Origin of the sequence: Bacillus sp. FSL E2-8900, assembly GCF_037966225.1 — a bacterium.
Taxonomy (GTDB): Bacteria; Bacillota; Bacilli; order Bacillales; family Bacillaceae_G; genus Bacillus_A; species Bacillus_A cereus.
On record NZ_CP150193.1, the window covers coordinates 618,884 to 645,830 of the forward strand.

Sequence of the window (26,947 nt, forward strand, 5' to 3'; positions counted from 1 at the left end):
CACAAGGCTCCTATTTTCTATTCAATCGTCTTCAGTAATAGTTTTTTCAGCAATGGTTTAATCTTCAATCGTAAATCTTCAGCATGATTTGCAACTAAGAAGTGATGGTTATAAATGTTTTTCATCAATTGATAAGTTGCTTCTTTCGCTTCGCCTTCTTCGATGAAGATACCGATTACTTCCATACCACTTTTACGCGCGAGTTTAACAGCTTCATGCGTATCTAAAATTCCGTCTTGTTGATAGTCTAGCGCAGAAGGCTCACCGTCTGTGAAGACTAGTAAGAATTTATGTTTCTCAGGTCTTTTGGCAAGTTTTTCAGAAACGATACGAATAATATATCCGTCGCGGTTATCTTCTTCTTCACGAAGTTGCATAATTTCTGGACCAACGTTTGGCAACGTTGAGTTTTTATAATTTACAACTTCATGGATAACGTTCGGCTTATCTTCAGGTTTAGCGCTAGAGGCATCTTCCCAAAATCCGCTAATAGCGTGCGGGATTTTTAAAGACTTTAAAGCTTCATGGAATAGTACAACACTCTTCTTCGTTTCTTCCATTTTGTTATACATAGAACCAGAACAGTCAACTAATAGTTGGAATGCAACATCGAGTTCTTGTGACTCTTGTCCTTTTTTATAAAACATACGCGGTTGTTTTTCGGTATAAATACGAAGGAATTTCTTACGAAGTCTTCCGTAATATTTATCACTATTCGCATTCGTTTTATTTTCAATTGTTTTTTCGATAATTTTCTTTAATTCTTTTACATCTTTATTGACGACTGATTTGATAGCTTGGTAATCTTTTTTCTCATCTGAGTTTGGTTTGCGAGCTTCTTTAAATGTATGAGAAGCACCTACATTATACTTACCGTATGCACCGTCGTGCTGGCTAGAAGCGTGTGAAGCCCTTGCTTCTTCTGTATCAGCGCCATCAAAGTTGGATTGTGTACTTTTTTGTGAAGTACCTTGTACAGAACCAAGTGCTTGGTCGCCATCTTCTGATTCACGGGCAGTATCACCCATCATATTAGTTTTTGTTCCGCTTTCTAATTCAAAGCGTAAAAAGTTCTCGTTTTCGTTATTTTTATTTTCACGATGCCATGTGGAGAAACTTTCATCCATTTTGTTTTTATTTTCATCGTCATCTATAAGCTGCGTATCATCATTTGCTAAATCTTCGACGCGACAGTTCTTTTCGTCTGCAAGGACAGATAAGTAAAGTGGAGCATGTCCGAAATAGTTGTTAAGCATATCGCTTTCAAGAAGCGCCTCTAAGCGATAGCGAATTTTCTCAACGATATACATAATATCTTCTGTATTACGTGCTTGGAATGTTTCATGTAAAATCGCTTCAATTTGCTCAAAATATTCATTATTAAACATTTCGTATTTATCGCTAGTTAATGAAAGATAGCATAGGCAAAATAGACGATCACCGTGATAATTACGAACACGGTTTATTTCATTTTGAGAGCCGAAATAATTGCGGTACATTTCTTTTCGACGTTTAAAAACATGCTTCGTGCCAGGACGTAAGTTCTTTACGATTTCCTCAACGCGTAAATCTTCTAATAGAACAAATAATTGTGTTAAAAACTTTTTTAGGGGCGATTCTTGCAATTCAATCGCATAAGAACGAATTAAAGTCATGTCCGAGTAATGTTTATTACCAAGTGCTTTTAAAAACACTTCGCTTTTTAATCCGATTACTGTATCTTCTTCTTTTCGATCATCCCAAAAGTGACTAATGACAACTTTCTTTTCAATTTCGTCGTAGTATGCTTTATAGCCATATTCAAGATAGGCATCGTCTTCTTTTAGAAGGGCATACATTAAGTTTTCCATTTGTAGAAACAGCGACGCATCAATTTTTTTGTCACTAAAAATTTGTCTCATAAATTATCCCTCAAAGAAATAACTTTCTGCTAATTCACGGACAGTCATTTGTTCTGTTTCATCATTAAGTTTTGCAATTATGCTTCGTTCAATCGCTCGCATAACAGGAATATATACACCTAAATCACATGCGTCGATAATACCACGAATACTTGCTGCTTCTTCACTTACACGTCCATCGCGAGCTAAAGGCATAAGGTCGCTTGCAAATGCAACAAACTTTTCAATTGTTGCAACATCATTTAATTTTGATTCTGCTAATAATAGTTCTTTTAATGTATCACCTTGAATGTAAGGAACTTCAATAATAACGAAACGGTTTTTTAACGCTTCATTTAGTTCACTTGTTCCAACGTAACCTTCGTTAATCGCAGCAATTACACGGTATTCGTCATCACCGTATACAACCTCTTGTGTAAATGGGTTTGTAATCATTTTACGGTAATCTAATGCGCCGTGAAGAAGTGGTAACGTTTCAGGTTTTGCCATATTGATTTCGTCAATATATAGGAAGTGACCGTTCTTCATTGCTTTCATAAGAGGACCGTTAACGAATGAAACTTCAGATGCACCATCTTTCGTTTGTAGTGTGTTGTATCCTAAAATACCCTCTACATCTAAGTCGACAGAGCAGTTAATGCTATGCATTGGTTTTTGGAATAAAGAAGAAAGAGTTTCCGCTAGTACTGTTTTACCACTACCAGTCGGTCCTTTTAATAGAATGTTCTTGCCAAGAAGAAGTGCTGTAATCGCATCTTCAATAATGCTATTATCAGACGCTTTATATATTTTCGTTCCGATTAAATGTGCATTTTCACCAGCTTCTTGTTTATTCTTTTCATGAATCGTAGAAAGCTGTTGTTTTAAATCAGCATGTATATGAAATTGTTCTAACATGTATTTCCCACCTAACATTATTTTCATAAAGTAATACATCTTATGATAACTTGTTTTAATATGGTATGCAAAGAAAAGGAAGGAGGATAAAGGGAAAAGAAAAAGCAATCAAGATGAAGTTGATTGCCTACAGTAAAGGAGAAATGAGCCTCATGAAAGACTCCAATATGCGTTTTTTTATACTTCTTTTTTGGAAAGAGTTCCATTTAATTTCAGTTGAATGTTTAAAATCTTCTTCAAAATCACGTTTAATGTCGTGAACTGTTTTTGATTCATAAAGCACGCTAATAATTTCGTAATTCAATTCAAAGCTACGTACATCCATGTTCGCTGTTCCAATAGTTGCAATTGTATCATCAACGAGTACAATTTTTGCATGCATAAAACCATCTTTATAACTGTAAATAGAAGCACCAGCTTTTAAAAGCGGAGTGAAATAGGATTGAGATGCTTGATCACTAATGATGCTATCACTTTTACCTGGATATAAAATCCGTACATCTATTCCGGCAATTGCACTTAAGCGTAATAATGTTAAAGTTTCTTGATCTGGAATAAAGTAGGGTGTAGCGATCCAAATGGATTTTTTTGCAGAGCCCATAACAGCTAATAATGTATTACGAATACTTTTATCATCGGAGCTTGGTCCGCTTGCTACGATTTGAACAGCACCTTCTGCATTTGAAATCTCTTTACCTGGGAAGTATTGTCTATTCATGAATTGATCCCAGGAATAAGTATTTAAACCACTAGAGGCATAGAGCCAGTCTTCTAGAAAGATTGCTTGTAATTTATATAATGCTTTTCCTTCTATTTTTAAATGACTATCACGCCAAACAGGAAATTTCTTGGAACGGCCAAGATATTCATCACCGACATTGAGTCCTCCGGTAAAACCAATTTCGCCATCTACAATAACAATTTTTCGATGGTTACGATAATTGACAGTTTCAAGTAACCAAGCTGAAAAAATAGGGTCAAATTCTACAATTTCAATCCCAGCTTCTTTCATAGGTTGCAAAAATCGTCGTCTTAACGTATTACTTCCAAGGCCATCATAAAGGAAGCGTACAATAACACCATCTTTTGCTTTTTGTATTAAAGCATCTCGAACTTTTGTACCAATTTCATCAGATTTATAAATGTAGTATTGAATATGTATATGATGTTTTGCTTGCTCTATAGCTCGCAAAATTTCTGAAAATGTTTGATCTCCGTTTGTTAAAAGTTTTGTAGTTGTTTTATCTGCAGCAGGACCGCCTCCAAATTTTTGTATGACTTCTGTTAAATGTATGGAACGTTCATTTAGTGGGACTGTGAGTAATAACTCTAGTCTTCTTCCTTCTAATATTTCACGGAATAATTTTCTTTGTTCTTCTGAACGATGGAGATGTTTTTTTCTTCTCCAGCGGCTGCGCCCGAAAATAGCGTATAATAGCACACCTATAATAGGAAGAAGTGCTAATACTAAAAACCATGCTAATGTACTTTGTGGAGATCTATTTTCTATAAAAATAACGAATGAAATTCCTACGATTGTGATGGACCATAGAGCACCGACAAATGTATATAACGAGATATACGATGTATTTAATAGGAACAGAACGATAGATACAATTGTAAATATTAATAGTAATTGAACGATAGGCTTCTTCATTTCTATATAATTCCCCTAATCTTTTTTCAATATAGACTTCTTAAATAGAAGATGTAATATGACATCTTTATTATAAGGTGTTTTGCTTTTTTTACAAAATATAGACATTTCACCTATACTTTCCGCATTTGTCCTACATACAGTGTACTATCCCATTTTTTATCCCACTCTTAACGCATATGAAAATGAAAAAATCGAAAAGGAGCGGAGAAACATGAATTATATAGAAAATAATGGATTGTATTATCGAAATCATCATGGAGGACACAATCATGGTGGGCACAATCATAACGGTGGACATCATCACCATGGAGGACACAATCACTATGATCACCATCATCATCACGGAGGCGGATGGGGCTGGGGTGGTGGTAGTTCATGGGGAGGCGGATTTTTCCCTGGAAGCTTTGCAGGAGGAGTGTTAGGCGGACTAACAGCTGGTGCATTAACAGGTGCAACAAGTGGAGGGTATTATCCGGCTCCATATCCAGTAGCTTATCCGTCGCCATATCCTGTAACGTATCCAATGCCATACCCAGGTTATCAGCAAATACCATATTCGTATTAAACTAAAAAAGAGGCTATCCTCTTTTTTAGTTTAATACGGTATTTATTTATAAAATACTTCCAAAATTAAGGTGAAAATATGTTAATATTTTGTTATTGTAATTCAAAAACATATACATTGATGTAGAGTTTTATATTATTATTCGTGAATAGTTATGTAGTATGTTCTAATTTCTATTTCGTTATTAAAAACAAAGAGATCAGATGTGAGTGGTATTAGTTGGAAACAAGGCTTGCATAGAGCCACTTAAAGGGATTGCAGTATAATAAGGTGCGAAATAATTAGGGAGATGAGAAGCTACTATTTATAATTAGAACGGTATAATATTGCTTTTTATTACAAATAATATTATGTTATTTTAATCGGTCTATTCAAAAAGATAATTTATGTAATGGGCTAGTATTAGAAAATGAAATATCTCTATTTCTATGAAGAGAAACAGGTTGTGTTTTAGTCAGATAGAAGCAAGGAGAGATGCGCATGCTAGAACAGAGAGGTCATGCATTATATGACTCTTCATTGCGAGATTTAAAGTTAGCATTAGATGAGTCTTCAATTGTTGCAATTACAGATCGAAAAGGTCTTATTACATATGTAAATGATAAATTTTGTGAAATCTCTAAATACAAAAGAGAAGAATTAATTGGAAAAGATCACCGTATTTTAAATTCAGGACATCATCCAAAAACCTTTTTTCAAGACTTATGGAAGCGTATTTTGAATGGGAAAGTATGGACAGGTGAGATTCGGAATCGAGCAAAAGATGGTACATATTATTGGGTCAAAACAACAATTGTTCCATTTTTAAATGAAAAAGGAGAGCCATACCAGTTTATCGCAATTCGAAATGATATTAGTAGTAGAAAAGAAGCGGAACATAGATTGCGGCTAAGTGAAAGTCGTTATAGGGAACTTGCCTATCATGATGCTTTAACGAGTTTGCCTAACCGTTTACAATTAATAACGACCGTTAACGAATTGATTGCAGATAAAAAAGAATTTGGTATGATTTACTTTGATTTGGACCGTTTTAAATTAGTAAATGATACATTAGGTCATATGATAGGGGATTTACTTTTAAGTGAAGTTGCTTCAAGGTTGCATTATGTACTAGGAGAGAAAGATGTTCTGGCTAGGCTAGGTGGCGACGAATTTGTGCTGTTAACAAAAAATCATAGACAAGATGATATGAGTCAGTTAGCGACATCTGTGTTGTCATGTTTTCAGGCACCATTTATGCTGGAAGGCCATGAAGTATACATTTCAGCTAGTCTAGGACTTTGTTCTTATCCACAAGACGGACAAGATGTGGAAACGTTATTGAAAAACTCTGACTTAGCTATGTATAGTGCAAAAGAACAGGGGAGAAACGCTGCGTGTTTCTTTACAGATGAGCTACGCGCGAAAATAAATCGTAGAATGAAAGTTGAGTTTGCTTTGCAAAAGGCAATTCGTGATGAAGAGTTAGATGTAGCATTGCAGCCTATTATTGATTTGAAAACGAAGAGATATTCTGGTATAGAAGCTCTAGTACGTTGTATGACAGAAGACGGACCTATTTCACCAAGCGAATTTATCCCTGTAGCTGAAGAGTCTGGACTAATTATAAAACTAGGAGACTGGGTATTAGAAAAATCATGTCGCTTGTTTAAAACATTGCCGAATTATCAAGAAGGACTAAAGTTATCTGTGAATTTATCTATACAACAATTAATGCAGAAACGTTTTATTTTATCAGTACGTAGCATTTTAAAGAGAACTGGTTTTCCTCCGAACCGTTTAATATTAGAAATAACGGAAAGTATTGCAGTCCGCCATTTTGATTATATTATTGCTACATTACAAGAATTAAGAAATATGGGTGTTTTAATTGCTTTGGATGATTTCGGAACTGGCTATTCTTCCTTATATTATTTAAAACAACTACCACTGGATATTGTAAAAATTGATCGTAATTTTATTCGTGAATTTCATTATGATCACGCACAACCAGAACGAACGATTGTAAAATCTGTTATTGAAATTGCTCATAGTTTAAATTTAGCAGTAGTTGCTGAAGGAGTAGAAACAGTAGAGCAAGAGAGTTTGTTACAATCAATGAGCTGTGATTATGTACAGGGATTTTATTATGCGAAACCTTTATCTGTAGGAGAGCTAAAAGAAAAGTTAATTACAGATTTTTAATAAAAAAGAGAAGCCAGCAGCTTCTCTTTATTTAATCCGTTTTTTGTGAGTCTTTCATTAGTACTGGATAAAGAATAAGACCTAATACGAACAATCCAATTCCTAAGAAGAACGTTTTTAAATCAGCAGTTCCCGTTTTGATAACCCAAATGGAGTATACCAACGCCAATGTAGTAATGATTCCATCTTTTACTCGAGATCCTGGCAGTATATCATACGTTTCTCCTGTAATAACTAATTTTAATTGGTACAAGGTAGAAACAAGGTATGGAATTAAATAGGCTAATGTTGCTACGACGATAGCGAAACTATACGCTTCTGAAACAGTACCAGAAATCGTTGAAAATAAGAAAATTTGCGTCATTACATTTGTAATCAATAATGATTTTGCAGGACTACCTTTTTTATTTGTTTTCCCGAAAAACTTAGGGAAAAGTCCATTTTTTGCTGCCTGGTAAGGTACCTCTGAACTAACAACAATCCAGCCAACTGTAGATCCAAATAAAGATATAAGAGCGAGTAAAGCCATTATATATGCACCTTTATTTCCAATTGCTAAATTTAATGCGTCTACTAATGGTTTTTGAGACTCTTTTAAAGCATCTTGCGGAAGAGCTCCCATTGTAAGTAAAGTAATTGACATGTAAATAAGAAGAGCGATAATTAATCCGAAAATCGTAGCTTTTTTTACATCGCGCTGTGATTTTGCACGATTAGAAAGCATAACTGCTGATTCAATACCGATAAATGCCCAGAGTGTTGCAATAGCAGCTGAATTGATTTGTCCACCTAATGAGATTGATTGTCCTGCTTCATTCATAAAGGTTTGACCGTCTCCGAAATTAGAGGCGTTGAAAATGAATAATGTAATTACAATAAACATTGTAAATCCAATAATTTTTGCAATGGTAGCAAGTAGATTCATGTTTCCAGCTCGATCAATATTTTGAGAAAGAATATATTGAATTCCCCACAGCATAAGGCTACATACGAGGAAAGTTAATCCTTTTCCGAGTTCCAGTGAAAATCCATTTATTGAAAAAAGAATTTGCTTACTTTGTAAAACTGGAAAGAATGTTGATAAATATCCAGCAAAGGAAATAATAACAGATGCTGTTGCAGCCCAGTTAGCAGCCCAATATCCCCATGCCATACTATATCCTGCAATTTTACCAGCTTTTTTTGAAGGAAACATCGCTTGAGCATAGCTTTGTGGTCCAGCTTTTAATTCTGGTTTCCGAATCGCTAAATTTCCAAATACAAGTGCAATCATAAATACGCCAAGGCCTGTAATACTCCATGCGAGTGTAGAACCCATTGGCCCTGATACTTGTGCTAAATTTGCTGGAAGCATAAATACGCCACCGCCAACCATATTCCCGATAACAAATGCTGTTAAAACCCATAATCCCCATTTTTTCGTTTCCATTTTTGTTAACTCCTTTGTAGTAAGTTTTGCTTAAACATCATTTTTTACTAGCTTTTTGACAATAAAAAAAGAGCCATGTAGATAAAAAAATACCTACATGGCTCTTTCGCCAAAGCGTAGGTACAACGGGAATAACCCTTGTACCTACGCGTAATTTTTCCGCTAGGTTTCAAGGGTTACGTATGATGATGATGATGTTTTTGTGCAAATGTAACTACAGTTGTTGTATAAGTAAGCATAGTTCTTTGCTCCCTTTCTCCTCTGATTTTGAAGTTAGTATACTACATGTTTTTTTGAATGAAAAGAAAAATATAAAAATTTTTATAAAAATACGTTTTAAAGATTAAATATTTACCTATATTTTTCTTGTACTGGAAAATAAGTGAGAGATTGGCAGAAGAGTGAAGCATGTTATAATACATATAGAATTAGAAGGTGACAAGGGGCTATTGTAGATGATGAGTAAGTATGAACAAATTTATACAGAAATCAGTAAATCTATTGATAATAAACAATTAAAAGAGGGATGCAAAATCCCATCAGAAACAGAATTAATGAAGCAGTATGAGGCAAGCCGAGGCACGGTAAGAAAAGCTGTAGATTTACTGCAAGAGCGTGGATATGTGCAAAAAATTCATGGGAAAGGTGTTTTTGTTTTAAAGCGAAAAAATATTGAATTTAATTTTGGCGGTATTGTAAGTTTCCAAGAAGAAAATGAACGTTTGGGACGTCATTGTATTACGGAAGTTGTGGAAATGGACAAAGAAAAAGCCACAAAAGAAATTGCGAAATTATTAAATGTAAAAGAAAAAACAGAGATTGACCATATTAAACGTGTACGAAATATTGATGGAGAAAAAGTAATTTTAGATATAAATCATTTTGTATCTGAGTTTATTCCAGGATTAACGAAAGAAATTGCAACTGCATCGATTTATAAATACATCGAGAAAGAGCTTGGGCTACATATTAGTTATTCGCAGAGGGTAATAGAAGTACAGCCATGTACAGAGGATGACAGAAAGTATTTAGATTTAAATGGAACAGACTATGTTGTCGTTGTGAAAAACTTTACACATTTGTATGATGGAAGTCAGTTTGAATATACAGAATCACGCCACCGTTTAGATATTTTTCACTTTTCGGATGTGGCACGCAGGAAGTAAAGAGGTGGAACAAAATATTGTTTCATCTCTTTTTTTTATAAAAAAAACACAAACTCGTATATACGAGTGTTGACTAACTTATATATACGAGTTAATATGTAATTGTAAACGGTATCAAAAAAAGAAAAGAGGGACGGGAATATGGGGAAAGACTATCGTAAAACAGCAGAGGAAGTGTTGCAGTATATTGGTGGGAAAGACAATATTGAACAAGCTGCACATTGTGTGACGAGGCTCCGTATCGCTTTAAAAGATGAAAGTAAAATAGATAATGATAAATTACAGTCTGTTTCATTAGTGAAAGGAGCGTTTCATAACGCTGGTATATTTCAAATTGTAATTGGTCCAGGGGATGTAGATCGTGTTTACGCTGAATTGATAACGCTTGCAGGTATGAAAGAATCGACTGTAGCGGACGTAAAAGACTCTGGAAATCAGAAGTTAAATCCAGCTCAAAAGTTTGTGAAAATATTTTCGGATGTATTTATGCCGATATTACCAGCGATCGTAACAGCTGGTTTACTAATGGGTATTAACAATCTATTAGGCGCAAAGGACTTATTTTTTGATGGGAAAAATTTATTAGATGTTTATCCGAACTTAGGCGGGCTTTGGGATTTAATTAATATGATGGCCAATACAGCATTCGTATTCTTACCAGCACTTGTCGGTTGGTCAGCAACGAAGCGTTTTGGTGGTAGTCCAATACTAGGGATTGTTATGGGATTAATGCTTGTACACCCGGCCTTATTAAACGCTTGGGACTATGGAAAAGCAGCGACTGGTTTAGAGGGTCAAAAGATTGAGTACTTCAATATTTTAGGACTATTCCAAATTGAGAAGGTAGGATATCAAGGACAAATTTTACCTGTTTTAGTAGCAGCATTTGTATTAAGTAAAGTGGAAATTTTCTTAAAGAAACATGTACCAAATGCAATTCAATTATTAGTTGTACCAATTACAACAATCGTTGTGACAGGTGTGTTAGCACTAGGAATTATCGGTCCGGTTACACGTCATATTGGAGATTTATTAACAGTAGGATTAGTAGGTGTATATGAAACAGTACCAGTAGTTGGAGCAGTATTATTTGGAGCGTTATATGCACCGCTTGTAATTACAGGTATGCATCATATGTTTATTGCAATTGATTTACAATTGATTGCACAACATGGCGGGACATTTATTTGGCCGATGATCGCTCTTTCTAACATTGCGCAAGGTAGTGCGGCACTTGCGATGTTCTGGATTTCTAAAAATCAAAATGATAAAAGTATGGCATCAACATCAGCCATTTCAGCATACTTCGGTATTACAGAACCAGCGATGTTTGGGGTGAATTTACGAAATAAGTTCCCGTTCTATGCAGCGATTATAGGATCTGCTGTGGCAGCGATATTCATTACATTAAATGGTGTATTAGCGCCTGCTATCGGAATTGGCGGATTGCCAGCATTTATTTCTATCATTCCGAAATCGATTCCAATGTTTATTGTAGGAATGATTATTGCAGTTGTAATCCCGTTTACTTTAACATGGTTATTTGCAAAAAGAGTCAAACAGAAGTAGGAGGAAGTTAAACATGAAGGATTGGCATAAAAGTGTAGTCTATCAAATTTATCCGAAGAGCTTTAATAGTTATTACAATAGAGAAACCGGGGATATAAAAGGTGTTACAGAGAAACTAGATTATTTAAAAGAACTCGGAGTGGATTATATATGGTTAACACCGATATACCAATCACCACAAAATGATAATGGATATGATGTAAGTGATTACTACAGCATTGATCCATCTTACGGAACGATGGAAGAGTTTGAAGAGCTTTTAGCAGAAGCGAAAGTACGTAACATTGAGATTATGCTTGATATTGTTGTAAATCATAGTTCGACTGAACATAAGTGGTTTAAAGAAGCGAAAGAAGATAAAAATAGTCCATATCGTAATTACTATATTTGGCGTGATGAAAAAAATAATTGGCAGTCTAAGTTTGGTGGATCTGCTTGGAAATATGATGAGAAGACGGAGCAATATTATTTACATTTATTTGATGAAACACAAGCTGATTTAAATTGGGAAAATGAAAAACTTCGTGAAGAAGTATATGATATGATGCGTTTTTGGCTGGATAAAGGAGTAACAGGATTCCGACTAGATGTCATTAACTTAATTTCAAAAGACCAATGTTTCTTAAACGATGAAGGTAGTACTGCGACAAGTGATGGACGCAAGTATTATACAGATGGTCCGCGTGTTCATGAATATTTACAAGAGATGAACCGAAATGTTTTTGCAGGAAAAGATGTCATTACAGTTGGAGAAATGTCATCTACGACAATTGATAATTGTATTAAATATTCTAATCCTGAGCGTAATGAATTAAGCATGACGTTTAGTTTCCATCATTTAAAAGTAGATTATCCGAATGGTGATAAGTGGACGAAAGCAGAGTTTGATTTTATTAAATTAAAAGAGATTATGTCTAACTGGCAAATTGAAATGCAAAAGGGCGGAGGATGGAATGCGTTATTTTGGTGTAATCATGATCAGCCTCGCATCGTGTCACGCTTTGGTGATGATGGAAAGTACCGAAACGAATCTGCAAAAATGTTAGCGACAGCCATGCACATGCTGCAAGGAACGCCTTATATTTATCAAGGGGAAGAAATCGGTATGACGAATCCTAAATTTGAGTCCATCGAGCAATATCGTGATGTGGAATCGTTAAATATATACGATATAAAGCTAAAAGAAGGGTTATCAAAAGAAGAGATTATAGGGATTTTAAAGCAAAAATCTCGTGACAACTCCCGTACTCCAATGCAGTGGAATGAAGAGATGAACAGTGGCTTTACAACAAGTACACCTTGGATTTCAGTGGCTGAAAACTTTAAAGAAATAAACGTAGAGAAGGCATTAGAAGATAAAGAGTCCGTATTTTATCATTATAAAAAGTTAATAGAACTTAGAAAAACGTATGATGTAATTACAGAAGGAGAATATGCTATTTTGGATAAAAATGACCCTAAAATTTGGGCATATACTCGTACTACAGAAAGTGAAGTACTACTTGTTATAAATAACTTCTATGGAGAAGAAATAACGTACTCTGTACCAGCGCACGTTCAATTAGATGGAATGAAACAAGAAGTACTACTGTCGAATTATAAAGATGCTAGCAAGGATATTGCAAAACTTAACTTAAGACCATATGAATCAATTGTGTATCGATATACGAAATAAAAAGGTTGTATGCCCATGCGGCATACAACCTTTTATTTTAGGACACCACTGTACAAAATGTTTACCTCTACCTCAGGTTTGAATTTTACTTTTGCATAATCTTTATTCCAATTTTTCTTCTTCCATAAGTCAGGGTGATAGGCGATAAGGTGTCTGCCGATACCGAAAGCATCACAGTTTGCTTTTTGTAACTTTTTCGTTATCTTTTTAGCTTCTTTCGTAAGTTGTGTAGACAATTCTTTATTTAGTTTTTTTCTTTCATCCATTTTGTAAAGATTATCTCTCGGAGCTTCAAGCGCTATAACTTTTAGTTGGAGCTTAATGTGAGCATAAACATTTCCTTTTTTATCTGTTGTTATTTTTAAGTCGCGTTTTAACTTTCGATTGCTAATTTCCATTGTTAAATAATCAGATGTTTTCTCTGATTCATCGCTAGTAAGCTTTTGGGTTATACGGGCACTTGTTCCCATTTTTCCAGTTAATAATACGAATAAAACAGATTGTTTCAAAGGTAAATGCCCAGTTAATTTATCATTATTAAATAAAGCTAGACCGTTTGTAATCACTTCTTTTCCTTTTATTTTTATAGAAGGGAGGGTAAAGTCTTTACCGGGATCTAACATTTTTGTAGAAGCTGTTTCTAAAGTTTCTTTTGGAAACACACTCATATCTTCTAAACTTTTCACTTTTTTCTTTAGAAAATCTCCAATTAGTAAATTTCCTACTTTCTTTTTTTCTAGTATCTCGGATGTTTCACCATCTACTGCAATAAGTTTTACTAAAGCAGTTGGGTTTGTTGGGTCCCGAAAGCTGACATCTAAATAAGGTAATATACCTTTTTTTAGAATTTTGGTTCCTAGTAATTGAACACCATATTTAAAATAACGAATATTCCCAGTCACATTTTTTTTTAGGGCATCGCTTGTATCCCTTATGTTATGCCCCGTTGCTGAATGTATTTCATTTTCGAATGAAGATTGCTCTCCGCTTGAACTTTTTACGAGCTCGATTGTTTGCTGGAGTTTATTCTCTTCCGTAATATCAGATCCAATACTATAAGCTAACCTTGCTTCCCTTAATGGTTCTTGATCCCAACAGCCAGAAAGGACGGAACTAGCACATAATATAGAAAGTAATTTAACTTTTCTTGTGAACATACTGTTCTCCTTTCTTATTTCGTATCACAGAATAAAGTAGAAATAAAAGAGGGAGGACAACAATAAAAATATACGTGAACTTATCAGTGAAAGTTGAGATTACTTTTAATTCTTCAGGTGTATCTATAAATAAGGCTACACTAAAAGCAATAATACCAATGATTGGAACAGCTTTTTTATGATTAGCAAGATTGAATATATGTCCCACTCCGATTGAAGCAGCGCAATAATAACTAGCGATAGAAGCTGCAACTGTTATCATCCATATGGGAATGAATAGTAAATCCGTCCGGTCTATAATCCCAATATGTAAGGAACGTAATAAGTAAGCAACTGGTTCTGGAATAAGCTCAATTTGTTTTGGACTAAATACGATAAAGCAAATCCAAACAGTAAAAGTATAAAAAAGTGTTACAAATCCATTAGCGATAGAAATGGCCTTCAGTTTTGCGACAGAACTCCCGTTTACTTTTGGGAAAGCGATAAGAATGATTTCAAAACCATACATAGCTGTAATTGTTTCTTTGGATGCTTGAATAATATTCCACCATCCAGCTTCTGTAATTGGAAAAATATAAGAAAAGTCAGCCCGTGAGAGCCCAAGTCCAATTAAAAGTGCCATTGGGAAAATAAGAATAGAAGCCATGACATAAAATCGTACAATTACTTTAAATGTATTATAGGCTACATAGCAACAAGCTATTGTAAATAGGATGAGAATGGCAGACCAAGGAGTGGCTTGTAATATCCAAACTTTAATGACATTACAAGCATTCAACATAACCGTCATACCAATAAGCGTAAAATAAAAAACATAAGCAAAACCTAATAGTTTTCCAAACTTATTACCAAATAGCATACAAACACTTTCATACATATCTGCATCAGGAAATCGTTTTAAAAAAAGCCACATAAGTAAAATAATAAGCTGAATTGCAAGCCCGGCGATGAGAGCAGAAATCCATCCGCCACCTTTTGCTATCGGGTGAAGACGGTTAGGTAGAGAAAGGATACCAACTCCGATTTGGCATTGAATAACGAAAAAGGTAAATTGAACGAGCGAAATTTTACTTTGCGTGTTTGTCACCGTCCTCATCCTCTCTCGTTACATGTTGTCGTTGCATTTTTTTCGGTTTTGGATCATGTGGTCGTTCCCAAAACGACCAAATTGGAAGTCTTACAAAAGAATCTTTCATATCTTTTATCCGCATCGGGGCAACAGGAGAAAGATATGGCGTATGAAATGAATGTAATTGACATAAATGAACGAAAGTTATAATGAGACCGAATGATATTCCGACGTATCCGAATATAGCAGCAAGAATCATTAATGGAAAACGAAGAATTCGAACTGCTGAACTCATATCGTTTGATGGAACGAGAAAAGATGAGATTGCAGTTAAAGCTACAACGATAATCATTGTGTAAGAAACGAGTCCGGCTTTTACAATCGCATCACCAATTACTAAACCACCTACAATACCGATTGTTTGTCCAACTCGGCTTGGTAAGCGAATACCAGCTTCCCGTAATAATTCAAAGATTAATTCCATTAAGAGAGCTTCAAAAATAGGAGGAAGTGGTACTTTCTCTAATGAAGCTTTAATTGTATACACAAGTTCGAGCGGCAATACATCAGGATGGAAGGCTACGGTTGCGATATATATAGCTGGTAAGAGAAAGGCAATCAAGAAGCTTACTAGGCGAATCATTCGGACGAAAGAACCAACAATCCAGCGGTTATTATAGTCATCTGGTGATTGGTAAAAAGCAAATAATGTAACAGGAACGATAAGAGCTGTTGGATCTCCATCAGATAAAATAGCAACTCGTCCTTCCATTAAATTTGCTGCGACTCTATCTGGACGCTCTGTATTTAATTGCTGCGGAAATGGTGAGAAAGACGTATCCTCTATAAATTCTTGTATATATCCTGGAGGCATAAGTGCATCTGTCTTAATCGTTTCTAACCTTCTTTTTACTTCTGTAACTAAATCGTCATTCGCTATGTTTTGCATATAAGCAATTGCCACTTTCGTATGCATTTCTTCACCAAGTGTGAAATATTTAATGACGACATGTGGACTTTTTATGAGTTTGCGAATGGAAGCTAAATTGGTTGCTAAGTCTTCTACAAAACCAGTATGCGGTCCACGGACAATTCCTTCATTATCAGGTTCTGCTATATCTCTCTTTAAGGATAGAGCTGTTTCGAAAATACAAAAACTGTCGACGTGTTCATGAAAATATAAGGATTTACCTTGTAATAAAAGCTGCACACCATAATTTAAATTCGTTTCTTTTTTCATATTTAATGTAGAAAAAGCTTTATCTATAGCTAAGTCTGACCGTGTCAATAAAGGCTCAAGAGCTAACTGATGAATTAGATTTGGATCTGCTAAAGATTCGATATATAAGATTATTCCTTTTCCGTTTTGAAAAGGGAGATCTAATTTTTTTATATCATCAGAATGAGAAAGTTTATTTTCAATGTAACTAATGTTCTCCGGAAGTGATGGAAACATATGCTTTTGTTTTTTACTCTCTTGTTGTTCTTTTTTCTCTGTCATAATTTCCACCTCTTTTAAAGTGCAATTGTTTCTGTTAATTTTTGTCGTTTGTGAGAAATTTATGCTTGAATTATTTTTTAAAAAGAGGGTTGAAGGTTACGTTACATTGTCTTTTGTGCATTATTCAATTTCATAGCAGTACTTCTAACATTTGTGTCGAATTAAGAAGATATATAGGAGGGATATATATGGAAATAGCTGTAGAACGTGTTTTTACGAAAGAGATTTTAAAAAGAGCAGCGAATTTGTTTCATGTAACAGTAGAAGAAAAGCCACTTGGAGATTTTGAGAATTATATTTTTAAGGCGAAGGGTGATAATGATGAAGATTATGTATTACGTTTAACACATTCTTCTCATCGTTCTAAACAAGAGGTAGAGGCTGAACTAGATTTTTTACGATATGTTGCGGAGAATGGGGCAAAGGTAGCAGGACCTCTTTATTCAACGTCTCGAAATCTCGTAGAAGAAATCGTAGCAGAGGATGGGACTTTCTTTTTCGCTTCTTTATTTATATATGCAAAAGGTGAGCAAGTAAAAGGAGCAGAATCGCCTTATTGGGGAGATGCTTATTTTGAAGCGTGGGGAAAAGCGATTGGGCAACTGCATCGCCTTACAATGGATTATCCTAAAACAGACTACCGTGATACGTGGGAAGAAGACGAAAGTGGAATTGTTAATGAATTAGAAGATGGTCAAGTGAAAGAGATTGCAGCGGTATTAATGGATGAAATTAAGGCTCTTCCAGTTGAAAGAGAAACGTTCGGTCTTATGCACGGTGATATTCATCAAGGTAATTTTCATTATGATGGTAAAGAGCTAACAATCTTTGATTTTGATGATGCTGCTTATAATTACTTTATACATGATTTAGCGATGGTTTTATACTACTCTGTTCTATTTACACCGTGGACAGCAGAAGAGAAGACAGATTTTGCTCGTAAACAGTTACAAGTGTTACGAAAAGGATATGAGTATGAGCACAGGCTGGCGGATAGTTGGTATGAATCGTTACCACTATTTTTACGTTTACGTGATATAGGTTTATATGGAACGCTTCAAAAGAAGTTTAAAGGGAAAGATATGCCTGATAACTTCTTGAAATTATCAGAAGAGCTATACGAAAGAATTATTAAAAGAGAAGCAATTGTGAATATATAATACATTTAGTTCAAAACAAAGTATATAAAACAAATATATACTTTGTTTTTTTATACAAAAATATGTTTACTTTATTAAAATAATATTGTCCTAGATTCGGTATACACTTATAATTTTATATATATTCTGAATATTCTTTATAAAAGAGGAGGGGGAATGTTGGAAGCTTTCGTAAATTGGTTAAATAATATTGTTTGGAGTCCAGCACTTGTTTATTTATGTTTAGGAGTAGGTTTATATTTTTCTATTCGAACGAAGTTTTTACAAGTAAGACATGTAGGAGAAATGGTGAAGCTGACATTTCAAGGAGAAAAATCAGAAGCTGGTGTTTCTTCATTCCAAGCGTTAGCACTTTCGTTATCAGGACGTGTTGGAACAGGAAATATCGCTGGGGTAGCAACAGCCGTTGCATTCGGTGGACCAGGAGCTGTATTTTGGATGTGGGCAGTAGCCTTTTTAGGAGCAGGATCAGCTTATGTAGAATCAACACTCGCGCAAATATATAAGACGAAACATCAAGGACAGTTTCGTGGTGGACCTGCTTATTACATTGAAAAAGGTTTAGGTGTGAAATGGTATGCTTTAGTATTCGTTGCAGCGACAATTCTTGCAACGGGGCTTTTACTACCAGGTGTGCAAGCAAATAGTATTGCTGTAAGTTTAGAAACTGCTTTTGGTATTAATACTACCGCATCAGGGGCTATATTAGTTGTCGTATTAGCTCTTATCATTTTCGGTGGAGTAAAGCGAATTGTTAACGTAGCGCAAGTTGTCGTACCGTTTATGGCAATAGGCTATATTTTAGTAGCTTGCGTCATTGTTGCTATGAATATTGAAAAATTGCCAGAAGCATTTATGTTAATTATAAGAAGTGCATTTGCATTAGAAGCTGCTTTCGGTGGTATTATCGGTTTAGCAATCTCTTGGGGGGTAAAACGTGGTATTTATTCCAATGAAGCAGGACAAGGGACTGGACCACACGCAGCAGCTGCAGCCGAAGTATCACATCCAGCTAAGCAAGGTTTAGTACAAGCATTTTCCGTTTACATTGATACATTATTTGTTTGTTCAGCAACAGCATTTATGATGATTATTACAGGCATGTATAACGTATTTGATGCAAGCGGAAAAAACTTTATCGTTAATAAACTAAACGGCGCTCAGCCAGGACCAGGATATACACAGGCGGCGGTAGAATCTGTTTTCCCTGGATTTGGAAATGGCTTCGTTGCAATCTCGTTATTATTCTTCGCGTTTACAACAATTATGGCGTATTACTACATTGCAGAAACGAATATTGCGTACTTAAACCGCGATAAAGACCGTCCTTGGATGTCTATGGTACTAAAGTTTGTATTTTTAGGAGCTGTATTCTATGGATGTATAAAAACAGCAGCAACGGCTTGGGCTTTAGGCGACATTGGGGTAGGAATTATGGCATGGGTAAATATCATTGCGATTTTATTGTTACAAAAACCTGCATTAGTCGCATTAAAGGATTATGAAAAACAGAAAAAAGAAGGAAAAGATCCAGTATTCGATCCAGGGCCATTAGGAATTAAAAATGCTGATTTTTGGGAGCATGAATACGGGAAAGATAAGAAAGAAGAAGTATCTTAATCGAATAAAAATGAAGAAGCAAAGGGGAAACCCTTTGCTTTTTTTTATGGACAAATTGAAGCTAAAAGTTATTTTTGGGACTATTGTTGAATATAAAAAGAATGTACATGCATTGTTAGGGGAAGGGGGAGTATGTTGATAGAATTTCGTAATGTAAATAAATATTATGGTAACTTTCAAGTTTTGAAAAATATTAATGTGCAAGTGAAAAAAGGCGAAGTGGTAGTAGTTGTCGGGCCTTCAGGATCAGGAAAAAGTACATTGCTTCGATGTATAAATCAATTAGAGGCAATTACAGATGGAGAATTAATTGTACAAAATACAGAGGTACACAATAAAAAAACGGACATGAATGAATTGCGGCGAAATATTGGCATGGTCTTTCAACATTTTTATTTATACCCACATAAAACAGTTCTGCAAAATATTACATTGGCACCGATTAAAGTAAATAAAGTTTCCAAAGAAGAAGCAGAGAAAACAGCGATGTTTTATTTAGAGAAAGTAGGAATCCCGGAGAAGGCTAACGTATATCCGCATCAATTATCCGGAGGACAACAGCAACGGGTGGCAATTGCTAGAGGACTTGCAATGCAGCCGGAAATTATGCTATTCGATGAGCCTACGTCTGCTCTTGATCCAGAGATGATTGGAGAGGTACTTGATGTTATGAAAGCACTGGCTAAAGAAGGGATGACAATGGTCGTTGTCACGCATGAAATGGGATTTGCTAGAGAGGTAGCAGATAGGATCTTATTTATGGATGATGGTCAAATTATTGAAGATACAACACCGGCGAACTTTTTTGCAAACCCTGAACAAGAAAGAGCTCGTTTATTTTTAAGTCGGGTGCTAAATCATTAGAGGAGGAATTTCATGCTTAAAATGAAAAAGTTATTTACTTTAATCGTATTTTCATGTTTATTCGTGCTTGTTGTTGCTGGATGCGGAAGTAAGAAAGATGAGGCAAAGGAAACAAATACGAAGCAAGGCGGGGCTGTTGAGCAAATTAAGAAACGAGGGAAATTAGTAGTTGGGGTGAAGAATGATACGAATTTATTTGGATTAAAAAATCCTTCAACAGGGCAGGTAGAAGGATTCGATGTTGATGTCGCGAAGGCACTGGCGAAAAAGATTCTTGGAGATGAAAAGAAGCTAGAGCTGAAAGAAGTAACGTCTAAAACACGTATTCCAATGCTGAAAAATGGTGATATTGATGCAATTATTGCAACAATGACAATTACGGAAGAACGCAAAAAAGAAGTGGATTTTTCAGATGTATATTTTAAAGCAGGACAATCGTTACTTGTGAAAAAAGGAAGCAATATTAAGAGCGTCGATGATATAAAACAAGGCGTTAAAGTATTAGCTGTAAAAGGATCAACATCTACAAATAACATTCGTCAAAAGTCACCAGAAGCGACTGTATTAGAGTTTGAAAATTATAGTGAGGCATTTACAGCGTTAAAGGCAGGTAAAGGTGATGTGTTAACGACAGATAATGCGATCCTTTACGGAATGGCAAAACAAGATTCTAATTATGAAGTAGTAGGAAAAATTTTCACAGATGAACCGTATGGAATTGCAGTGCAAAAAGGGGCAGATGATTTAACGAAAGAGATTAATACTTTAATTAAAGACATGAAAGCAAGTGGGGAGTATGACAAATTATATGAGAAGTGGATTGGACAAAAACCAGAAAAGTAGATAGTAAAAGTGAGAGGATGAGAGTACTCATCCTCTTCTTGTAAAGAAAGAGGGGAGAATATGTGCCTGATTTTTCTATATTAACGAATAACATTGATATGTATTTAGAAGGGTTTAAATATACAGTTATGTCTAGTGTAATTGCATTGATAGGTAGTTTTATTTTAGGAGTAATTTTGGCAGTAATGCGTATTGCACCTATTCGCATTTTAAATTGGATAGGATCAGCTTTTGTGGAGTTTGTAAGAAATATTCCACTTGTATTAATTGCATTTATATTCTATTTTGCTTTACCTGTAATAGGAATTACTTTAAATGGTTTTGTAGCAGGAACAGTTACGCTTACGGTATATACGGCAGCTTTTATTGCAGAAGTAATTCGCGCTGGTATTTTATCAGTTGCGAAAGGGCAGCTGGAAGCTGCTCGCTCTTCAGGGCTAACGTATGTGCAGGCGATGTATTATGTTGTCTTACCCCAAGCAATGAAAATTGTAATTCCTCCTTTAGGAAACCAGTTTCTCAATTTAGTTAAAAACTCTTCAATACTTGGAATTATTGCTGGTGCTGATTTAATGTATCAAGGAGATTTAATTTCAACGAAGACGTTTGTTACGTTTGATGTTTATATATTTGTCGGGATGTTTTATTTAATATTAACAATTCCGCTCAGTATGCTAGTGCGTTATTTAGAAAAACGCTTAGCAAAGGAGGCGGTGTAAATGGATTTTAAGGGAGCAATTACAGGGGATCATATTCTATTTTTATTAAAAGGATTACTTATAACGTTAGAGGTAGCGCTCGTAGCAATTGTACTTAGCTTTATTATCGGTAGTGTAATAGGAATATTGCGCTACACGAAAATACCTGTCGTCTCACAAATATTAGGAATTATCGTTGAAGTGATTCGAAACTTACCACTACTGTTAATTATATTTTTCACGTATTTTGCACTTCCAGAAGCAGGCTTGAAATTAGAAATTATAACAGCTACAATTGTTGCTTTAACAATATTTGAAGCAGCAATGATATCTGAAATTGTTAGAAGTGGCCTATTATCTATTGAAAAAGGACAGATTGAGGCCGCAAGATCTTCAGGATTAACGTATGTTCAAGCACTTTGGCATATTATTTTACCGCAAGCATTAAGAAGAATGGTCCCGCCGCTTGTTAGTCAGTTTATTTCATTGCTGAAAGATACATCACTAGCAGTCGTTATATCACTGCCAGAGCTTATGCATAATGCTCAAATTATTAGCGGACAAAATGTGAATTATACGATTCCAACGTTTATAGTAGTAGCTTGTATGTATTTTATCGTAAATTATAGTTTATCAATTTTATCGAGAAGGTTAGAACTCCGTTGACTCTTACAATATATGTAAGGGTTTTTTCCTTGTTTCTCCTTATTTTCCTCTAAATAGAATCTAAATCTTGCAATAATTCGATTTTTTATATTATTTTATCAGAAAAGTTTTAATTTTATATAGAAAATGTAATCGCTTTCGTGTATATTTTTATTATCAGAAAATTTTAACAAGATATAGGGGTATTGGTAGGGGGAGGATTTAGATGCAGCAACCAACGAATGAGAAATTACATCGTACGATGAAGAGTAGACATTTATTTATGATCGCACTAGGTGGTGTAATCGGAACTGGTTTTTTCTTAGGTTCAGGTTACACCATTAATCAGGCTGGACCAGGGGGAGCCATCCTTTCATATTTAGTAGGCGGATTTATTATGTATTTAACAATGCTTTGTCTTGGAGAGTTAACGGTAGCAATGCCAGTTTCAGGTTCTTTCCAAAAGTATGCGACGAAGTTTATTGGACCAGGAACAGGCTTTATGATTGGCTGGCTATATTGGCTTGGCTGGGCAGTAACAGTAGGATTAGAATTAACGTCAATCGGTTTAATGATGAAAAGATGGTTTCCGAATGTTGATGTTTGGGTATGGTGCCTTGTATTCGGCGTTATTTTATATGCTTCAAACGCAATTTCGGCGAAAAGTTATGCTGAATTAGAATTTTGGTTCTCTAGTATTAAAGTAATTACAATTCTTGCATTTGTTGTTCTTGGTGGTAGTGCATTATTAGGGTTTATATCATATGACGGAAAAGAAGCAGCACCTCTTTTCTCTAACTTTGTAAGCGATGGTGGATTATTCCCGAATGGACTAGCTGCCGTATTACTTACAATGATTACAGTTAACTTCTCGTTCCAGGGAACAGAGTTAATCGGGATTGCAGCGGGAGAAAGTGAAAATCCAGAAAAAACAATTCCACGTGCGATTCGTAATACGGTATGGCGCATTATGTTATTCTTCATTTTAACAATGACGATTTTAGTAGGATTAATTTCTTGGAAAGAAGCAGGCGTAATTGAAAGTCCATTCGTAGTCGTATTTGATAAAATTGGTATTCCATACGCAGCTGATATTATGAACTTTGTTATTATTACTGCGTTATTATCTGTAGCGAACTCTGGATTATATGCAGCGACGCGTATACTATGGTCACTTGCAAATGAGGGAATGGCACCAACTTCCTTCCAGAAAGTAAATAAGCGTGGTATTCCAATTACAGCGCTAGTCGTAACGATTGCGGTAGCTGGATTATCTCTATTCACAAGTTTCCTTGCAGAAGATACAGTATACATGTATTTATTATCGATAGCTGGTTTATCGGCTGTTTCAAGTTGGATCATTATTGCTCTATCGCAACTTCGCTTTAGAAGTCAGTATATAAAAGGCGGAGGAAAGTTAGAGGACTTAAAGTATAGAACACCACTATACCCAATTGTCCCGATTTTAGCCTTAATTACAAATAGCATTGTTGTTATTAGTTTAGCGTTTATTCCTGAACAAAGAATGGCGTTATACTGTGGTATTCCATTTATCATTTTCTGCTATATATATTATTATATTAGTAAGAAACGGCTGAAACCGATGAAAGTGGAGATGGAAAAAACAAATGAAACTAACAATCAAACACGATGATATAGAAGCAGATTTATCGTATGGTCAATTAGCGATTGGAAAAGAAAACGGGTATTCACCGTTACAATTACTCATTTCTTCTATCGCAGGATGTAGTGCAATTGTCTTTCGAACAATTTTAGAAAAGAAACGTATTCCATATGATACGTTTACAATCGAAACTGAAATTGGTAGAAGTGAAGCTTTATCGAAGCCAGTTGAAAGTGTTCATTTGCACTATAAAATTAAAGCGCAAAACATTACAGAAGAGCAGCTGGACAAGGCGCTGCAACTTGCAGTGAAAAATTGTACGATTGTTCAATCTGTAAAAGATAGTATAAAGGTTACGGAAACGATTGAATTAATAAAGTGAAACTGTAATCAGTGGGAGTGTTTATCCCCCACTGATTACTAGTTGAACCAATCGGGCTTTTACGGGCAGTTGATCTCCTATTTCACTTCTTTGCTTTACAGCAGAATTTTGAGATAGGGATCTTACTGCCCGTTAATGCGGGATAAAATGAAACATAAAAACGTGAGAATACGGCTCTCACGTTTTTATGTTTTTAACAGAGGGGGAAGTATTATGGACTGTTTAGGCTGTAAATTAGCAAGCGAAGAGGAAAACATATATAAAGTATATGAAGATGAGTATGTAACATGTTTTTTAGATCATGAACCCTTCTATTCAGGACATACTTTAATTGTGCCAAAGCAGCATGTTGTAGAAGTAGACGAATTAGATGATGTTATAGCGAAATCAATTATGGATGCTTCTAAGCTGATTGCAAAAGCGATTAAATCATTATATAAACCAGATGGAATTACAGTTTGTCAAAATGGTGGAATCTTTAATGAGTTAACGCATTACCATATGCATGTCGTACCGAGATATAAAGAGCGCTCGTTTGCTGAGTTTTATACGGTGCAAACGGGAGAAAAGAAGAATCATAATTTGGAAGAAATAAAGACGTTGTTAAAAGAAGAGATAGAGAAAATACTGCACACTAAAAAGGCGTAAGAGAATTTCTCTTACGCCTTTTTAGTCTTCATACATACTTAAAACTTCTTTCGCACGCATACGTAAACCATCTATCAATTCTGTCGGTTCTAAAACTTTTGCATCTTTTCCGAGTCTATAAAATAAAGAGGTAATAAAATTGATTTCTCCTTTATCAATTGTTGAATTTATATATCCTGTCCCATCCTCGTTTATTATAACGAATTCCTCAAGATAAGGGACGCTTTTACATTGGCGTACGCCTTCTGTTGTCAGTAAAACATGTAACTGAGTAGGGATGTGTACTACGTTAGAGTTAGAGGCAAACCACTCTTCTAAATTCATGAATGTATCCTCATTTTCTTCCGTTGATAATATGGAAAGAATACGATCGATGCGATACAGTAATACTTTTTTTCTACTGAAGTCATAGGACGGTAAATACCATAGCCCGTCATGAGCATATACACCGATAGGATGAACGTGTTTTGTTTTTAACCCCGATTTAGATTCGTATTGAAAGTGTAAATTTTTATTTTCAATAGCCGCGGTTAACACTTCGTTTAAAAGAGGTGTATCAATTGTGCGCTTAGGATTCCAAAAAGCGATGTAAGAACGTATTTTATCAACTTTCGTTTTTGCATCATGTTGTAGGGAGCTATACAGTTTATGTGTAACGGAATTGATTTCTGTGTTAAAAGGTAAGTCGCGATAGTAACTTAAAGATTGAAAAGCAAAAAAGATAGAGACTGCTTCTTCTTCCGTAAATAAAATAGGCGGAATTACTCTATTCGTTAATACTTTATAGCCGCCGTTACGACCTTGTTCTGCGTAAATGGGCAACCCCATATCACTTAAATCTAAAATGTATCTATGGACAGTACGAACGGAGATATTAAATTCATCAGCTATTTCTTGCGCTGTAAATGTCTTTTTGGCAGAAGCAAATATAAGAATATCTAATAAGCGTTTAGCTTTTGACAAATGTATCACCTTTTTTCTTTTTAACATGACATAAATTGTCATGTTTTATTGTTAGTATATTGTTTACATCATATGTTATCAAGATGAGATGCAAGGAGGAAAAGATATGTCACGTGAAATAGTTTTATTTATTGCGGCGAGCTTAGATGGATATATTGCGAAAGAAAATGATGATTTAGAGTGGTTAATGGAAACAGAAGGAGAGGGAGATAACGGTTATACAGAAATGTATGAAACAATTGATACAATAATTATGGGAAAGAAAACGTACGACTATGTAGTAGAGCATACGGAAACATTCCCGTACTTAGATAAATCATGTTATGTTTTTTCTCGTTCAGAAAAAGGTTCAGACGGAAACGTAGAGTTTGTAAATGAAGATGTAGTGGAGTTTACAAAAAGGTTAAAAGCAAAAGAAGGATCTAAAATATGGATGGTTGGTGGAGGAGAGCTACTGAGAGAATTCTTTAAGAATAATCTAATTGATGAATATGTTGTTACGATTACACCGCATATATTAGGTTCTGGAGTTCCGTTATTTCAAGACAAGAACCCAGAAATTAATTTAACTTTGACGGATACGAAACGTTTTGGGCAATTTGTAAATTTATATTATAAAGTAAAATGATAAAGTGAAACTTTAATCAGTGGGGGTTTTGTTCATCTCCCACTGATTATTAGTTGAACCAATCGGGCTTTTACGGGCAGTTGATCCCCCACCTAACTT

23 protein-coding genes are annotated in these 26,947 nt (G+C 35.1%); 15 read left to right on the top strand and 8 right to left on the bottom strand.

The features are described from left to right. Positions 1 to 17 precede the first annotated feature (17 nt). From NST90_RS03140 to NST90_RS03150, 3 genes are all read right to left on the bottom strand, one after another. The gene (locus NST90_RS03140; RefSeq protein WP_001248851.1) at positions 18 to 1,901 is read right to left on the bottom strand and encodes a VWA domain-containing protein; all 1,884 of its coding nucleotides are present in this window, start codon (positions 1,899 to 1,901) and stop codon (positions 18 to 20) included. 3 nt (positions 1,902 to 1,904) lie between these two features. After that, positions 1,905 to 2,798, bottom strand: coding sequence for a MoxR family ATPase (locus NST90_RS03145; protein ID WP_000892973.1), 894 nt, complete (start codon positions 2,796 to 2,798; stop codon positions 1,905 to 1,907). A gap of 127 nt (positions 2,799 to 2,925) precedes the next feature. Continuing rightward, positions 2,926 to 4,455 (bottom strand): cardiolipin synthase, encoded by a 1,530-nt coding sequence (locus NST90_RS03150; RefSeq protein ID WP_000743030.1) that lies wholly within the window; start codon positions 4,453 to 4,455, stop codon positions 2,926 to 2,928. A 214-nt stretch (positions 4,456 to 4,669) separates the two neighbouring features. Between NST90_RS03150 and NST90_RS03155 the strand changes: the two genes are divergently transcribed. Together NST90_RS03155 and NST90_RS03160 are read left to right on the top strand one after the other, a co-directional pair. After that, entirely contained in the window at positions 4,670 to 5,023 is a 354-nt protein-coding gene (locus NST90_RS03155) for a hypothetical protein (protein ID WP_001106379.1), read from the top strand. A gap of 480 nt (positions 5,024 to 5,503) precedes the next feature. Beyond that, positions 5,504 to 7,207, top strand: coding sequence for an EAL domain-containing protein (locus NST90_RS03160; protein WP_000893345.1), 1,704 nt, complete (start codon positions 5,504 to 5,506; stop codon positions 7,205 to 7,207). Between the two features lie 31 nt (positions 7,208 to 7,238). On the opposite strand, the gene NST90_RS03165 is transcribed toward NST90_RS03160, so the two are convergent. Continuing rightward, positions 7,239 to 8,636, bottom strand: coding sequence for an amino acid permease (locus NST90_RS03165; protein WP_283748118.1), 1,398 nt, complete (start codon positions 8,634 to 8,636; stop codon positions 7,239 to 7,241). A 455-nt stretch (positions 8,637 to 9,091) separates the two neighbouring features. Here NST90_RS03165 and treR point away from each other — a divergent pair, with 455 nt between their 5' ends. The 3 genes from treR to treC all read left to right on the top strand — a co-directional run bounded on the left by treR (position 9,092) and on the right by treC (position 13,046). Continuing rightward, positions 9,092 to 9,802: a trehalose operon repressor gene (gene treR / locus NST90_RS03170; protein ID WP_000987242.1), complete on the top strand. Its 711-nt coding sequence runs from the start codon at positions 9,092 to 9,094 to the stop codon at positions 9,800 to 9,802. A 141-nt stretch (positions 9,803 to 9,943) separates the two neighbouring features. Then, complete coding sequence (gene treP, locus NST90_RS03175) at positions 9,944 to 11,371, top strand: PTS system trehalose-specific EIIBC component (protein ID WP_000513935.1); 1,428 nt, start codon at positions 9,944 to 9,946, stop codon at positions 11,369 to 11,371. A 13-nt stretch (positions 11,372 to 11,384) separates the two neighbouring features. Then, the gene (gene treC, locus NST90_RS03180; protein WP_046392346.1) at positions 11,385 to 13,046 is read left to right on the top strand and encodes an alpha,alpha-phosphotrehalase; all 1,662 of its coding nucleotides are present in this window, start codon (positions 11,385 to 11,387) and stop codon (positions 13,044 to 13,046) included. 32 nt (positions 13,047 to 13,078) lie between these two features. Here treC and gerKC read toward each other — a convergent pair whose 3' ends face one another. From gerKC to gerKA, 3 genes are read right to left on the bottom strand one after another with little or no spacing between them, the layout of a single operon-like run. After that, positions 13,079 to 14,203, bottom strand: coding sequence for a spore germination protein GerKC (gene gerKC, locus NST90_RS03185; RefSeq protein WP_016121831.1), 1,125 nt, complete (start codon positions 14,201 to 14,203; stop codon positions 13,079 to 13,081). Continuing rightward, positions 14,184 to 15,290 carry a GerAB/ArcD/ProY family transporter gene (locus tag NST90_RS03190; RefSeq protein ID WP_044306393.1) on the bottom strand — a complete coding sequence of 369 codons (1,107 nt, stop codon included), beginning with the start codon at positions 15,288 to 15,290 and terminating at the stop codon, positions 14,184 to 14,186. Before NST90_RS03190 ends, gerKC begins: the two co-directional genes overlap by 20 nt. Next, positions 15,271 to 16,773, bottom strand: coding sequence for a spore germination protein GerKA (gene gerKA / locus NST90_RS03195; RefSeq protein ID WP_000136667.1), 1,503 nt, complete (start codon positions 16,771 to 16,773; stop codon positions 15,271 to 15,273). Before gerKA ends, NST90_RS03190 begins: the two co-directional genes overlap by 20 nt. Positions 16,774 to 16,961: 188 nt before the next feature. Between gerKA and NST90_RS03200 the strand changes: the two genes are divergently transcribed. From NST90_RS03200 to NST90_RS03240, 9 genes are all read left to right on the top strand, one after another. Continuing rightward, positions 16,962 to 17,933: a phosphotransferase gene (locus tag NST90_RS03200; RefSeq protein ID WP_000401644.1), complete on the top strand. Its 972-nt coding sequence runs from the start codon at positions 16,962 to 16,964 to the stop codon at positions 17,931 to 17,933. Positions 17,934 to 18,092: 159 nt separating this feature from the next. After that, on the top strand, positions 18,093 to 19,553 hold the full coding sequence (locus NST90_RS03205) for an alanine/glycine:cation symporter family protein (protein WP_033693388.1): 1,461 nt from the start codon (positions 18,093 to 18,095) through the stop codon (positions 19,551 to 19,553). A 132-nt stretch (positions 19,554 to 19,685) separates the two neighbouring features. After that, positions 19,686 to 20,417, top strand: coding sequence for an amino acid ABC transporter ATP-binding protein (locus NST90_RS03210; protein WP_006917993.1), 732 nt, complete (start codon positions 19,686 to 19,688; stop codon positions 20,415 to 20,417). 12 nt (positions 20,418 to 20,429) lie between these two features. Beyond that, positions 20,430 to 21,260 (top strand): glutamine ABC transporter substrate-binding protein GlnH, encoded by an 831-nt coding sequence (gene glnH / locus NST90_RS03215; RefSeq protein WP_000916491.1) that lies wholly within the window; start codon positions 20,430 to 20,432, stop codon positions 21,258 to 21,260. Between the two features lie 62 nt (positions 21,261 to 21,322). Next, on the top strand, positions 21,323 to 21,979 hold the full coding sequence (locus NST90_RS03220; protein ID WP_016121835.1) for an amino acid ABC transporter permease: 657 nt from the start codon (positions 21,323 to 21,325) through the stop codon (positions 21,977 to 21,979). Continuing rightward, positions 21,980 to 22,624 (top strand): amino acid ABC transporter permease, encoded by a 645-nt coding sequence (locus NST90_RS03225; RefSeq protein WP_098272691.1) that lies wholly within the window; start codon positions 21,980 to 21,982, stop codon positions 22,622 to 22,624. Positions 22,625 to 22,829: 205 nt separating this feature from the next. Beyond that, positions 22,830 to 24,257 carry an amino acid permease gene (locus NST90_RS03230; RefSeq protein ID WP_098272690.1) on the top strand — a complete coding sequence of 476 codons (1,428 nt, stop codon included), beginning with the start codon at positions 22,830 to 22,832 and terminating at the stop codon, positions 24,255 to 24,257. Next, complete coding sequence (locus tag NST90_RS03235) at positions 24,232 to 24,609, top strand: OsmC family protein (RefSeq protein WP_069604275.1); 378 nt, start codon at positions 24,232 to 24,234, stop codon at positions 24,607 to 24,609. The genes NST90_RS03230 and NST90_RS03235 overlap by 26 nt, the downstream gene beginning before the upstream one ends. 147 nt (positions 24,610 to 24,756) lie before the next feature. Then, the gene (locus tag NST90_RS03240) at positions 24,757 to 25,257 is read left to right on the top strand and encodes an HIT family protein (RefSeq protein ID WP_142318412.1); all 501 of its coding nucleotides are present in this window, start codon (positions 24,757 to 24,759) and stop codon (positions 25,255 to 25,257) included. Between the two features lie 21 nt (positions 25,258 to 25,278). On the opposite strand, the gene NST90_RS03245 is transcribed toward NST90_RS03240, so the two are convergent. Beyond that, positions 25,279 to 26,262, bottom strand: coding sequence for a YafY family protein (locus tag NST90_RS03245; protein WP_175571067.1), 984 nt, complete (start codon positions 26,260 to 26,262; stop codon positions 25,279 to 25,281). Positions 26,263 to 26,326: 64 nt separating this feature from the next. Here NST90_RS03245 and NST90_RS03250 point away from each other — a divergent pair, with 64 nt between their 5' ends. Further along, positions 26,327 to 26,848: a dihydrofolate reductase family protein gene (locus tag NST90_RS03250; protein ID WP_000085783.1), complete on the top strand. Its 522-nt coding sequence runs from the start codon at positions 26,327 to 26,329 to the stop codon at positions 26,846 to 26,848. Positions 26,849 to 26,947: the final 99 nt, after the last annotated feature.